Below are 14596 nucleotides of genomic sequence, written 5' to 3' on the forward strand. Positions count from 1 at the left end.
CAAAATTTTCAGTTAACTAAAGTTTAATTGATTTAACCGATGAAAACAATCGGGAGATATCTGATCTAACATGCCACTGGCTAATTTTATCAAAATAAAAACCCAGACCGGTCTAATGAATCACACTGACCGAACTGGATTCTCCAAACCGGGGACGGTTTGGTATAAAATATTATGTCATAATCCGTGCCGTTAATTCTATTTGGCAAAAGCATTATTCTTGCCATACTACCTTAGTACTAACATAAAGATTGCCACAAAATCACCCAAAATCTGTCACTCTATTGTCACTCTATCAAACCATAATTATAGTAAACTTAAGTTAACAGAAGATTAACAAATAACATATTAACTTTAACAACAGGGTTTATGTGAAATTCATCACAAAGTAAAATCCTTTCGATATAGACTAATTTTTTGACAAGAGGTGGTCCAAATGAAATACGATTTAGTCCTGCTCCATGCTCCCAGCGTATACGATTTCCGAAAAAACTCCCTGCTTGCCGGCCCGATTAGCGATGTTGTGCCATCATCACCGGTATTCGAGATGTATCCGATCGGCCTGACCAGCATTGCCGACTATTTAGAACAATACGGGCTGCGGGTGAAAATTATCAACATTGCCAACCGGATGTTGATGAGCGATAACTTTGATGTCGAGAAAAAACTGCGAAAAATCAAAACCCGGGCGTTCGGAATTGACCTGCACTGGCTGCCACATGCCCACGGAAGCATCGAGCTTGCCAAAATCGTCAAGACCCTGCATCCGGAGACACCGATTATGTTTGGAGGGTTATCTTCCACCTATTATCATAAGGAACTTATTCAATATCCATTTATCGACTTTGTCATGCGCGGCGATTCTACAGAAAAGCTCACGCTCCTGTTGATGAATAAGCTGGAAACGGGCAATACCCATTACGCCGACATTCCAAACCTGACCTGGAAAAAGGGCAGCGAAATCGGCTATAACCCGATTACCTACGTGCCGAAAGATTTAGATGATATTGATGTTCCTGGCTACCGTTATACGGTCCGTTCCGTGTTCAAGTACCGCAACTTCCTTGATCCGCTGCCATACAACGGCTGGCTGCAATACCCGAACACGGCGCTGTTGACCGCACGCGGCTGTACGCAAAACTGCCTGATTTGCGGCGGGTCGCGTGAGGCTTATGACCAAAACTGCAACCGCAATTCTCTGGCCCTAAGGTCTCCGAAAAAGCTCGTTGAGGACATTCAATTCATTTCCCGGTTCAGCCGGGCGCCGATTTTCATCTTGCATGACCTGCGCCAGGGCGGACGGGAATATGTCGATGAATTTTTCAGCAGACTTAAGCAACTGAATTTGAAAAATGAAATGGTGTTTGAACTGTTCCAGTATGCTGATGAAGACTATTTTAGAAAAATCGAAGACTGTGTTCCGAATTATAGCATCGAGATTACCCTGGAAACGCATGATGAAAAAATCAGGCGCTACAACGGCAAGTTTAACTGCACCAACGCCAAAGTCATCGACACCTTGAACTTTGCCCTCAAGCATAGCTGCAAGAAAATTGACCTGTTTTTCATGGTCGGCATTCCGGATCAGACATATACAAGCTGCATCGAGAATATTGATTTCTGTGAAACGATTCATCTGGCCTGCAACAAAGACCCAAGGATTTTCTACTTTGTCGCACCGCTTGCCCCGTTCCTGGACCCGGCAAGCCCTGCATTTGAGCATCCTGAAATCCATGGCTATAAAAAGTTCTGCTATACGCTCGAGGACCACCGGAAGGCGATTACCCAGCCTTCATGGAAGCATATGCTCAGCTTTGAGACCAAGCACTTGACCCGAGATGATATCGTCAATGCCACCTACGAGTCAGCCTATAAATTAAATGATTTTAAGTTAAAATACGGCCTCATCGACCAGAAAGGCTATGAGGAGATTAAAGCCAAGATTGAAAAATCGCAGGCCTATATTGAAAAAATCGACCACATTCTGGCGCTGCCGGAGGCGGAGCAGGCTGTACCGCTGGCCAACCTGCAAAAGGAAATTGAAGAGCTGAATAAATACAGCATCTGCGGCAAGAACGAGCTGAAATGGGAGGTCCAGAAGAACTATGCCAACTTCTTCTCCCTCGCCATGGTCGGGTTGGAGCAGCTATATGTCGAGTACAAAAATAAGGTGAAACATGCCTTGAGTCCAAAACTGCGCTATCAGTTTAAGCTTGAACCGGAGCGGCAAAAAATAAAGATGTAAAAGAGAAAGAGGCTGTCCTATGCAGCCTCTTTTTTAATGCCCACCCAGGTAAGCTTTTCTAATCTGATCGCTTTGCCCAAGCTCTGCGGAAGTGCCTGCAGCGACTATTTTCCCTGTCTCAATGACATAGGCACGGTTGGCAATCGACAACGCCATATTGGCATTCTGCTCGACCAGCAGGATTGTCGTGCCGGTCTGGTTGTTGATTTCTTCAATGATTCGGAAGATTGTTTTGACGAGCAGCGGAGCCAGACCCATCGACGGCTCATCCAACAGCAGCAATCTCGGGCGGGCCATCAATGCGCGGCCCATGGCAAGCATTTGCTGTTCCCCGCCGGAAAGCGTCCCCGACAGCTGCTTGCGGCGTTCCTGCAGCCTTGGAAACAGCCCATACACTTTTTCAAAGTCCTCACGGATGCCCTGTTTATCCTTGCGCAAATAGGCACCCAGTTCCAAATTCTCTTCGACCGACATATTGGCAAATACGCGGCGGCCTTCGGGAACATGAGAGATGCCCCGTTTGACGATCAACTGCGGCACCTTTGCCGCTATATGCTCACTTTCAAATAATATTTCACCCGTTTTAGGTCTTAACAGCCCTGAAATCGTTTTAAGCAGCGTGCTCTTCCCGGCCCCGTTGGCTCCTATCAAGGTGACAATCTCGCCCGGATTGATGTCGAGGGAAACTCCCTTCAATGCATGAATATTTCCGTAATAGACATTGATATCATTGATTTTAAGCATTTCAAGAGACCTCCTCGCCAAGATACGCTTCGATGACTTTCGGGTTATTTCTGATTTCTTCTGGGGTGCCCTGGGCAATCAATTGACCGTGGTCAAGTACGTAGATTCGTTCGCAAACACCCATGACGAGATTCATATCATGCTCGATTAATAGAATCGTTAACGAGAATTTTTCCCGGATCAGGGCAATCAGATTCATCAACTCATCCGTCTCCTGCGGGTTCATCCCAGCCGCCGGTTCATCTAGCAGCAATAATCTTGGGTTTGCCGCCAGTGCCCGGGCGATTTCGAGGCGGCGCTGCTGGCCGTACGGCAGATTTTTTGCCTGCTCATGCAGCACATTGTCGAGCTTGAAGATTTTTAAAAACTCAATCGCCTTTTCCTCCATTTCCTTTTCTCCCGAGAAGTGGGAAGGAAGGCGGAGAATCGAGCTAAAAATAGAATGCTTGGCCAGTGAATGATAGGCTACCTTTACATTATCCAAAACCGATAAATCACTGAACAGTCGAATATTTTGGAACGTCCGGCTGATGCCCTTTTTGGTAATTCTATAAGGGGGAAGCCCATTTAATTTATCGCCGTCCAGCGAAATGCTTCCTTCCGTCGGAACATAAACTCCGGTTAACAGGTTGAAAAAGGTGGTTTTGCCGGCGCCGTTCGGCCCGATTAATCCGACCAGTTCGCCTTCCAAGAGTTCCAGATTGACTTCGGAAACAGCCTTTAATCCGCCAAATCGGATGCCAGCATTGTCAACTTTAAGCAACGGTGTGTTTGTCGACATCTTGGTTCCCTCCTTTAGCGGCCTTTCCTATTTTTAAGAATGCGGTAATTTCCTTTGTTCCCATCAATCCCTGCGGACGGAACAGCATCATCGTCACGAGCACAAGACTGTAAATGACCATCCGAACCTCCGGATAATTCGACAAGAAGGTGGAGATGATCGTTAATAGAATGGCAGCGATAATGGAACCGGACATACTGCCCAGACCGCCAAGCACAACGAGAATCAAAATATCAAATGACTTCAAAAACCCGAAGTTGGTCGGTTGGATGATATAGAAATTATGGGCGTGCAAAGCTCCGCCTACCCCGGCAAAAAACGCGCCGATTATAAACGCCATTACTTTGTAATAGGTGGTATTGATTCCCATGGCGTCTGCCGCAATTTCATTTTCCCGAATCGAAATACAGGCCCGGCCATGCGTTGAATTGGTGAAGTTGGCAATGACAATGATCGTGATCAGCACGCAGGCAAACAACCATGGCCAGGTAATCAAGTGGGAGACAGTCATCCCGCTCGCGCCGTTAACATAATCCACATTTAAGAAGACAATCCGCATAATCTCCCCAAAACCTAATGTGGCAATGGCAAGATAGTCACCCCTAAGCCTTAAGGTAGGAATCCCGATGACCACACCGGCAATCGCTGCGGCAACACCGGCTGCCAGAATCGCCGCGGCAAACGGCATACCCAATTTCATCGTGACAATCGCCGACATATACGCCCCGACCGCTAGGAAGCCAGCATGTCCAATCGAAAACTGCCCGGTTATCCCGATAATCAAGTGCAGGCTGACAGCCAAAATAATATTAATTCCAATGGAAAACAATGTATTGGTATAGAAGGAGTTCAAGACTGCCCCGTTAATTAAAAACTGGACAACAACGGCAAACACAATGGCCAATACGATGGACGTCCAAAAAAACTTTGCTTGTTTCGCATGTTTCATCGCTGCCACCTCCTACACCTTTTCCCTGATATTTTTGCCAAATAGTCCTGCCGGGCGGAAAATTAAAATTAAAATCAATACAACAAAGGCAACACCGTCGCGCCATAACGAGAAGCCAGCTGCGCTGACAAGTGCCTCAATGACGCCCAATACCAATCCGCCGACCATCGCTCCCGGGATAATTCCAATACCGCCCAATACCGCCGCAACGAATGCTTTAAGACCTGGAATAATCCCCATTAACGGGTCAATTTTTGTATAATACATACCAAAAATAACCCCTGCTGCTCCGGCAAGTGCCGACCCGATTGCAAATGTGGCTGAAATCGTGTTATTGACGTTAATGCCCATCAATCTGGCTGCATCCATATCATGCGACACTGCACGCATTGCTTTGCCGATCTTCGTTTTGTGAACGATAAACTGCAGCAGGATCATCAGTGCGATGGATACCCCAAGGATCAACAGCGATTGGCCGCTGATTTTAACGCCAAACAACTCAATGCTCTTCAGTTGAACAATATTGTTCGGATACGCTTCAGGCTGGGCGCCGCGGATATAAATCGTGCCATACTCGATAAATAACGATACGCCAATCGCCGTTATAAGGGCAGCAATCCTTGTAGCGTTTCTTAGTGGCTTGTAGGCGATCCGTTCAATTAATACCCCGAAAACGGCACAGGCTGTCATTGCCAATAGCAAGCTCGGGAAAAGCCCCAAATCAAGAATCGTAATAGAATAAAAACCGATAAATGCGCCGACCATGAATACGTCCCCATGGGCGAAGTTAATGAGTTTGACAATGCCGTATACCATTGTGTAACCAAGGGCAATCAGCGCATAAATACTGCCCAGGGACACGCCGTTTACTAGCTGCTGTATGATTTGCTCCATGTGCGAAACACTCCTTAAAACGACTTTAAAAACGAAAAGGGAGAACCCGCGCTCTCCCTATTCAAATTAATTATTCAAATTGTCTAGCTGCAGCGCCTAGGGGCTCGGGGTCATAAGCCAATCCGTCAAGAAGGTCAAAGAGCGACCTTCTCGCCGGCTCGTCTTATGCCTGTCGCCCCTGTTCACTAAGGAAAACTCCTTAGATTAATCCTCGCAGGAACAAGCTGTGCTTGTTCCGAAGGCGCTTCCGCTTTTCTCTTTATGGATTAACCTTTGTATTAAATTTCTGCTCGCCGTTCTTGTACTCAAGGATAACCGCAGATTTGATTGGGTTGTGGTCCTTATCAAGCTTCATTTTACCGGTAATTAGCTCAAGACCGTCTGTTTCAGCAAGCGCCTTTTGGATTTTCTTGGAATCGCCGCCGCCAGCACGCTTAATCGCATCTGCAAGGAAATACGCCGTATCATAACCTAAAGCGTTGAACGCGTCAGGTGACTTGCCATCGTATTTTTTCTTGAATGCTTCAACAAATTTTTGAACATTCTTATCAGAATCCCCTGAAGAATAATGGTTAGTGATGAACGTATTGTTCAAAGCGTCCTTGCCAGCAAGGTCAACCAGCGTCGGAGAATCCCAGCCGTCAGCGCCCATCATTGGGACATTTAGGCCCAATGCGCGAGCCTGCTTCACAATTAGACCCACTTCTTCATAATATCCTGGAATAAAGACGAAATCTGGGTTTTTCCCTTTAATATTTGTTAATTGGGCGTTAAAGTCAGTGTCCTTTGCTACATACGCTTCTTCAGAAATAACCTTTCCGCCTTCTTTAGCAAATTGCTTTTTGAAGGAATCGGCCAAGCCCTTTGAATAGTCACTGGAGCTGTCAATGAAGATGGCAGCCGTTTTAACCTTCAATTCCTTCGCGGCAAAGTTCGCTGCTACTGTGCCTTGGAATGGGTCAATAAAGCAGGTACGGAAGACGAAATCATTCAATTTACCGTCCTTCACGGTTACGTCAGCAGCCGTACCAGTTGGCGTAATCAATGGAACCCCATTGCTTTGGGCAATTTCAATTTGTGCTTTTGTGTTACCGCTAGTTGCAGCACCAATAATCGCAACAACCTTGTCTTGGCTGATCAATTTAGTCGCACCGTTAATCGCTTCCGGAGCTTCCGACTTGTTATCGAACGAAACCAGCTTTAACTTCTTGCCGTCAACACCTTCTTTGTTGATTTCCTCGAGAGCCAAATCGATGCCCTGTTTGATCGAAGAACCGTAGGATGCCACACCGCCTGACAATTCAAGGTTTGAGCCGATTAGAATCTCGCCGCCCTTTTCCCCGTCCCCGCCAGTCTCTGATGATCCGCATGCAGCTAACACAGTTGCCGCTACTATGAACGACGCAAAAATTCCAGCCAATTTTTTCTTTCTCATTGCCTTACCCCCCCATTTTTTGAAAAAAATTTCCCAAACATTTGTCTAACTGTTCCCAAAAGGGATAATATTCTGAAAACATTGTACATAATAATTTTGAGTTCGTCTAGTATTTAACTGCGTTATTTTAAAATAATTTAGAAAATAACAAATATCACTCTTTCCGCATACTTTAGTATGCTATACCATTAACGTGAATAAGAATTTACTTTTGTTTTTCAATATAAACTACCCGGCAATTATTTTGTCTAAATATGAATGATTCCCCGCAGCACAAAAAAAGGAACCCCCAAAGCAGGGATCCCTTACCCAAAAATATTATGCCAATTCTTGTCGTTTCGTTTCTTTTCCCAAAATAAATACAGTGAACGCACCGATTAGCACCGCAATGCAGAAAATGGTAAAGATGGTGGAAACGTCCGTTTTCTGGGCCACAAGATAACCGACCAAAAGCGGCCCCAGCACACCACCAACCCGTCCGACAGCAGCGGCCATTCCGGAGCCGGTGCCGCGGATGAGGGTTGGGTACTGCTCGGGCGTATACGCATAAAGCCCGCCCCAGGCACCGAGATTGAAGAACGATAACAGGATGCCCGAGGTCATGAGCAGCGCAGTCGACTCTGCGGTGCCAAAGAAGTAGGCACTGACGGCCGTCCCGATGAGGTAGACCACCAGGACAAACTTGCGGCCAAATTTTTCAATAAACCAGGCGGCCGTAAAGTAGCCTGGCAGCTGCGCCAATGTCATAATCAGCACATATTCAAAGCTTTTAATCAGACTAAAGCCTTTCATGACCATCACGCTCGGCAGCCATAAGAACATCCCATAATAGGAAAAGACGACGCAAAACCAGACAATCCAAAGCGTCGCTGTCTGGCGGCCATACTCTTTGGACCATAGACTGGCAAGGTTCTTAACTACAGAGACCTTTTCTTTGTCTTTGATTGCCGAAAATTTCGGAGAATCCGGCAGCCCGACCCGTAAATACAAAGCATAAAGAGCAGGTGCTGCGCTAATCAACAAGGCGATTTCCCAGCCGTACCTAGGGATGATGAAGTACGAAATGACCGCGGCAATCAACCAGCCACCCGCCCAAAAGCTTTCCAGTAAAACCACCGTCCTACCGCGCTTTTCAGCCGGAACGATTTCTGAGACAAGTGTGGAGGCGACCGGAAGCTCGCCGCCGAGACCCATCCCGACCAAAAACCTTAAGATTAAAAATACGGTCAAGCCGGTGGCAAGGGCAGACGCCCCGCTGCCCAGAGAAAATAATAATAAAGTAATGATAAATACATGCTTGCGGCCAATTTTATCAGCCAGTAACCCGAAAACAAACGCACCGACGGCCATACCGATGGAATTGATGCTGCCAATCCAGCCCATCTGTCCCGGAGTTAAATTCCATTCCTTCTGCAGCGCTGCAATGATGAACGACAGCATGCCGACATCCATCGCATCGAACATCCAGCCCATTCCGGCAATCCCCAGCAGCTTACGTTGCGAAAGCGGCTTACGGCCGGCACCGGTGCCAAAATGGTCCCCGGCTGCAACTCCCTTTGCGTTGTCCATAAAGACACCCCTTTTAAAAAACATATTCACATTATTCCCTATTTTAATGAAAAAATAGTGCCAACTAGTATTCTAACAGGTGTCTTTACACATGTCACTAAAAAAAAGAATGCGGCCTACGCGCCAGCATTCTTAAATTGACTGGAAAACATCTCATAGTACCTGGCTTTCTTCGCCATTAACTCTTTATGGCTCCCTGTTTCGATAATTTCACCATGGTCGATGACCATAATGCAATCAGCATCACGGATTGTATTCAGGCGATGGGCAATGATAAAACTCGTCCGGTCCTTCATCAAGGAAAGCAGCGCCTTTTGAATATGAAGCTCCGTTCTTGTATCAATGCTGCTTGTCGCTTCATCCAAAATCAGCAATGAAGGCTTTGCCAGCATCACCCGGGCAATGGCCAGCAGCTGGCGTTCTCCCTGGCTTAGGTTTCCGCCGTTTTCAGCTAGGACCGTCTCATATTGCTTCGGCAGCCGTTTAATAAACAAATCGGCACCGGCCATCACCGCCGCGGCCTTGACTTCTTCATCTGTCGCATCCGGCTTTCCGTACTTGATGTTTTCTTTGATTGTTCCGGAAAACAAATACGTATCTTGGAGGACAAAGCCGAAGCAGCGGCGCAGACTGTCCCGTGTATAATTGCGGATATCGCGGCCGTCCAAGAGGATTCTTCCACCGGTGACATCATAGAACCTTGTCAGCAGATTGACGATTGTCGTTTTCCCGGCACCGGTCGGGCCTACTAACGCAATGCTCGTGCCAATCGCTGCCTCAAAGCTGACATTTTTTAAAATTGGCACATCGTCGCGGTAGCCAAAGCTGACATTGTCAAACACGACATGGCCTCTTGGATTTACAAGCTGTACCGCATGGGAAACATCCACCGGCTCCTCTTGTTCGTCAATAATGTCAAACACCCGCTCGGCGCCCGCGACACCCGACTGGAGAATGTTGAATATATTGGCGAGATCATTCAACGGCCGGACAAATTGCCGTGAGTAGGTGATAAAGCTGGCGATCGCCCCGACGGTGATATGGCCTTTTACAGCAAGCAATCCGCCGACGATGGCTACTACCGTAAAGCCAAGGTTATTGATGACATTCATGATTGGCATCAAGAATCCAGACCAAATTTGCGCCTTAAGGCCGACCTCACGCAGCTTTGTATTGACCTCTTCAAATTCCTCGATTACTTTGTCCTCATGGTTAAAGGCTTTAACAACCTCAATACCAGATATCGTCTCTTCAATATGTCCATTTAATTTGCCTAATTGCATTTGCTGATTTTTAAACAGGACACTCGTCCGCTTGGCAATGGTCCGGGTCAGTAAAAACACGAGCGGCACGGTTATCATGCTGGCCAGCGTTAAGATCGGACTTAAGATGATCATCATCACCAGGGACCCGGCAATGACAATCACACCCGACATTAACTGCGTTGTCGACTGCGAAATGGAATTGCTGACGTTGTCCACATCATTCGACAAACGGCTCATTAGTTCTCCATGTGTCCGCGAATCAAAAAACGAGACAGGCAGCTTCTGCAGTTTTTTGAACAATGAATCTCTCAAGCCTTTCACAATTCGTTGTGCAACACCAGCCATCAGCCAGCCCTGCAAAAAGTTGAGGACAGCATCGGCTAGATAGGCTGCCCCCAGAATGATAATCATGATCTCTAGGAAGTTAAAATCGACTTTGCCAGGCTTAAGGCTCATCGCATCAACCGCTTTACCGATTAAATACGGGTTCATTAACACAATCACAGAATCTATTAAAATAAACAAAAAGATGAGCGTCAGCATCTTTCGCTCACGGCCGAAATACTCCCACAGCCGCTTTAAGGTTGCTTTAAAATTCCTCGGCTTAACGACCGGACCGCGGTGGTGGGCACCGCCTGGGCGCAACGGGGGCGGACCGGGAGGGGTGGTGGTTCGTTGCTCATTTGCTTTTGTCATTTAAAGCGCCTCCTGTCCCATTTGCGACCGATAGATTTCCTGATAAACCAGGCAGTCGGTAATCAATTCCCCATGGGTGCCAATCCCGGCGATTTCGCCCCGGTCGAGGACGACAATTTTATCGGCATCGATGATCGATGAAATCCGCTGGGCAATGATGATGGTGGTAAGTCCGTTCGCATATTTCTTTAATGCCGCCTTCATTTTTGCCTCAGTAGCGACATCGACAGCGCTCGTACTGTCATCGAGGATCAAGATCTCCGGCTGTTTCACCAAGGCTCGGGCAATCGACAGCCGCTGCTTTTGGCCCCCGGAGAAATTGACCCCGCCCTGGCCAATCCTCGTTTGATAGCCTTCAGGGGACGACTCGATAAAATCGGCGCAGGCCATCGCCGCAGCCGTTTCGATTTCCTCCTGGGTGGCATCTTCTTTGCCCCAGCGAATATTCTCAGCAACCGTGCCTGTAAACAGCACATTGCGCTGCGGTACAAAGGCAATTTTGTCACGGAGTCGTTTTGGATTCACATGCTTTACATCTTCACCGTCGACCTTCATTGTTCCGCCAGTGACATCATAAAAGCGAGGGATGAGCCCGACAAGGGTGGTTTTCCCGGAGCCGGTTGAACCGATGATGCCGACGGTTTCGCCGGGCAAAATCGATAGATGAATATCCTTTAAGACCGGCTCGCCCCCAGCCGCATCATAGGAAAAAGAAACATGTTCAAAGTCAATGCGGCCTTTTTCTTCTGGTTGGCTTTTCACGTCATCTTTCCACGCAAGTTGGTTTTCTTCGGCAAACACCTCGCCAATCCGGCCCGCCGAGGCTTTGGCCCTGACAAACATCGTAAACACCATGGAAATCATCATCAACGAAAACAGTATTTGCGTCATGTAGTTGATAAAGGCAATCACGTGGCCGACTTGAATCGTGCCGTTATTGACCCCAAGGCCGCCGAGCCATAGCACAACCACAATCCCGAGATTCACCGTCAGCATAATCGCCGGACTAAATACCGCCATCAGCCGATTGGCTGCAACCGACTCCTCTTTAAAGTGCTCGTTTTCGGTTGAAAATTTGGCCACTTCAACATCGAAGCGGTTGAACGCCTTAACAACCCGCACTCCTGACAGATACTCGCGCATGACCCCGTTCACCCGGTCCAACGCCTGTTGCACCTTGGTGAATCTCGGAAATCCAAGCTTCAAATTAAATATGATTAGGACGGCAACAATCGGAACGACGACCGCAAGGACAACCGCGAGGTGAAGATTGAGGCGCGTCGCCATGATCAGCCCGCCAATCGCCAGCAGCGGCGCCTTGACGAAAATCCGCATCAGCCCGTTCACAAAAATTTGCACCTGGGTGACATCGTTGGTCATTCTTGTAACTAACGACGCGCGGTCAAACTTATCAAGATTGCGAAACGCTAAGGATTGGATTTTTTTAAACAAATCAGACCTGAGCTCGGTGCCGAAGTTTTGCGACACGATACTGGCCATGATGCTCCGGGTCGATGCTGCCCCCGCGCCGATGGCGGTAATCAGCAGCATCACCCCGCCCATTTTCAGCACATAATCCATATCGCGGTTGGCCACCCCTTTATCGATGATGATTGCTATCACCGTTGGCTGGAGCAGGTCGCAAATGGCCTCGATGGTCAGAAAAAGAACTGCTATGCTAAACGACTTCCAATATGTTTTTATGTATTTTGCTAAAAAGCCCATAAGGATGCCCCCACTTCGAACTGCCTGACAAATTGGATACAACTATTATAATTTCGTTTTCCTGAATTGAATACTTTTTTACTTCGAAAAACGAAAAATCGGTCCGCTCAGGCTTGAACGGACCGACCATCATTATTCTGCTTCACGAAATTCATGGACCCAGACGCGCATTTGTGGCAGCCACGGCATGCCCGGGTGAATTGATAGAATGGATTGCTTATAGTCTTCGACGGTTTCGAAGCCCTCGCGGCGGGCATCATCGTCAGTCAGCTCTCCAAGGCTTTGCGAATACACTTTTTCGACCACAAAACGTCGGTCATCGAGCGTCATCACCTCGCCTGGGTCTGCATAGCGGCCATTGCGGCGTGTTGCCGTTTTTTCACCGGCCAGTACTTTTTTCACATCGTCTTCCAATGTGACCAACCGTTCAATCGAGCATGTTTTCGGCGGCAATGTATTAGATTCATTTTGAGTCGTCATTTATTTCTCCTCCTTACCTAGTTTATTTTTCCATATTACCACTGTTGATATGATTAAATCCAATCCTGAAACCTTCTTTAAACAACCTGCCCGCCGGCATCACGATATTTCAAAATCCCTTCGGCTGCACGGTAAGCTAATGCTCCAACTGTCCCTGTCGGATTATAGCCTGCATTTTGCGGAAAGGCCGAGGCCCCGACAACAAATAGGTTGTCCATCTCCCACATTTGCAGGTAGCTATTCACGGCAGATGTCGATGGATCACTTCCCATAATAACCCCGCCTGTATTGTGAGTCGATTGATAGGAGGCCACATCATAAGGCCCTAATTCCTGCATGTAATCAACTTGATCAGCACCCATTTCTTTTAGGATGTCCGCACATTTACTAGCCAGGAATTTCGCCATATTCCGGTCCTGATCTTCAAAATCATAGGTAATCCGGACCAATGGGTCACCATACTCATCCTTGTAGACCGGGTCTAAGTCCAAAAAGTGATGACGGAAGGCCATCGATGACCCTTCACCGCCGACGGTCAAGACGCTGTTGGCATATTTTAAGGACGTCTTTTTAAATTCTGGCCCCCATGAGGGCGTTCCTTTTGGCACTGTATTATTTTGAATCGGCCTTTGTCCTGTCTGTCCTAAGATAATCATCCCGCCATGGATAAAATCAAGGTCTGTATGGTCAAAATTATCGCCATTATAATCATCTAAAATCATCCCAAGGGCACCTGCACCAGCAAAATTATTAAACTTTTTCTTATCAAAAAAGCCTACGGCATTCCCTTTACGGACCTGGTAAGCATAATTTTTACCAACCGACCCCTTGCCGGTATTCGGGTCATAAGGGGTGCCGATATTTGATAGCAACAACAGCTTGACATTGCTGAACACAAATCCGGTAAGGACCACAATATCCGCCGGCTGTTCAATTTCTTCTCCTGTTGTCTCATCAATATAAATGACGCCAGAGGTCTTATCCCCTGTTTTTAAAATTCTCCTGACATTAGAATGGGTTCGAATCTCAAAGTTACCCGTCTTGAGGGCAACAGGAATCACCGTCACCACAGGATCGCCCTTTGCCCCGTATTCACAGCCAAATCGTTCACAATAACCACAGTATTGGCATGCCGCTCTAGAAATACCGTCAGGATTCGTATAGGATTCCGATAAATTCGCTGCCGGCTGTACATAAGGGTGAAGCTTTAGCTTTTTAGCCGCATCCGTGAACAACTCCATCGCTTTGGTTTTCTTTAATGCCGGGGTGGGGTATTTGCTTGACCGTTTTCCCGCCAAAGGGTTTTCCTCACCGGAAATCCCCGCCATTTTTTCAAACGTATCATAATAAGGCTCAAGCTCATCGTAGGTGATTCCCCAATCTTGGATGGTCATGTCAGCCGGGATTTTATTTGGCCCATATTTTTCAATCGTTTGACTGCGGATTTGAAAGTCATAGGGAAGGAATCGAAAGGTTTGGCCATTCCAGTGAACACCGGAACCGCCCAAGCCATCACCAATGAGAAAGGACCCATATTGTCTCATTGGCAGGGCACGGATTTTTTCATTGCTGCGGAATGTAATGGTTTCCTTTGACAAGTCCTGCATCATCTCATATCTCAGGGCATAGCGCAATTCATCGTGAACCATAAAGTAGTCTTCTGTTTTCCGCTCTTTCCCTTTTTCCAAGCCAACCACTTTCAGTCCCTTTTTAGTTAATTCGGAGGCGATAATTCCTCCTGCCCAACCGACTCCAATAATCACAACGTCTACTTTCGGCAATTTTCTTGCCATGGCCTCCACCTGCTTTCTAA

Annotated in this window: 11 protein-coding genes; 1 reads left to right on the forward strand and 10 read right to left on the reverse strand. The window is 47.3% G+C overall.

Going from position 1 to position 14596, the window contains the following annotated elements:
- Positions 1–436 precede the first annotated feature (436 nt).
- A complete protein-coding gene (locus tag M3234_RS03985) occupies positions 437–2245 on the forward strand; it encodes a TIGR04190 family B12-binding domain/radical SAM domain protein (protein WP_262303426.1) in 1809 nt (602 codons plus the stop codon).
- Between the two features lie 33 nt (positions 2246–2278).
- On the opposite strand, the gene M3234_RS03990 is transcribed toward M3234_RS03985, so the two are convergent.
- From M3234_RS03990 to M3234_RS04035, 10 genes are all read right to left on the reverse strand, one after another.
- Positions 2279–2989 carry an ABC transporter ATP-binding protein gene (locus M3234_RS03990; RefSeq protein ID WP_262303427.1) on the reverse strand — a complete coding sequence of 237 codons (711 nt, stop codon included), beginning with the start codon at positions 2987–2989 and terminating at the stop codon, positions 2279–2281.
- Between the two features lies 1 nt (position 2990).
- Entirely contained in the window at positions 2991–3770 is a 780-nt protein-coding gene (locus M3234_RS03995; protein ID WP_066310345.1) for an ABC transporter ATP-binding protein, read from the reverse strand.
- The gene (locus M3234_RS04000) at positions 3745–4719 is read right to left on the reverse strand and encodes a branched-chain amino acid ABC transporter permease (protein WP_262303428.1); all 975 of its coding nucleotides are present in this window, start codon (positions 4717–4719) and stop codon (positions 3745–3747) included. Before M3234_RS04000 ends, M3234_RS03995 begins: the two co-directional genes overlap by 26 nt.
- A 12-nt stretch (positions 4720–4731) precedes the next feature.
- Positions 4732–5613 (reverse strand): branched-chain amino acid ABC transporter permease, encoded by an 882-nt coding sequence (locus M3234_RS04005; protein WP_262303429.1) that lies wholly within the window; start codon positions 5611–5613, stop codon positions 4732–4734.
- 259 nt (positions 5614–5872) lie between these two features.
- On the reverse strand, positions 5873–7048 hold the full coding sequence (locus M3234_RS04010) for an ABC transporter substrate-binding protein (RefSeq protein WP_262303430.1): 1176 nt from the start codon (positions 7046–7048) through the stop codon (positions 5873–5875).
- Between the two features lie 318 nt (positions 7049–7366).
- On the reverse strand, positions 7367–8521 hold the full coding sequence (locus M3234_RS04015; RefSeq protein ID WP_262303576.1) for an MFS transporter: 1155 nt from the start codon (positions 8519–8521) through the stop codon (positions 7367–7369).
- A 212-nt stretch (positions 8522–8733) separates the two neighbouring features.
- Positions 8734–10578 carry an ABC transporter ATP-binding protein gene (locus M3234_RS04020; protein ID WP_262303431.1) on the reverse strand — a complete coding sequence of 615 codons (1845 nt, stop codon included), beginning with the start codon at positions 10576–10578 and terminating at the stop codon, positions 8734–8736.
- A complete protein-coding gene (locus M3234_RS04025; RefSeq protein ID WP_262303432.1) occupies positions 10579–12303 on the reverse strand; it encodes an ABC transporter ATP-binding protein in 1725 nt (574 codons plus the stop codon). It lies immediately after the preceding gene.
- 132 nt (positions 12304–12435) lie between these two features.
- Positions 12436–12783, reverse strand: coding sequence for an ASCH domain-containing protein (locus M3234_RS04030; protein WP_262303433.1), 348 nt, complete (start codon positions 12781–12783; stop codon positions 12436–12438).
- Between the two features lie 77 nt (positions 12784–12860).
- Positions 12861–14576, reverse strand: a complete 1716-nt coding sequence (locus tag M3234_RS04035) for a GMC family oxidoreductase (RefSeq protein WP_262303434.1) — start codon at positions 14574–14576, stop codon at positions 12861–12863.
- Positions 14577–14596 lie beyond the last annotated feature (20 nt).

The sequence above is a fragment of the Neobacillus niacini genome, from assembly GCF_023715785.1.
Classification (GTDB): Bacteria; Bacillota; Bacilli; order Bacillales; family Cytobacillaceae; genus Neobacillus; species Neobacillus niacini_E.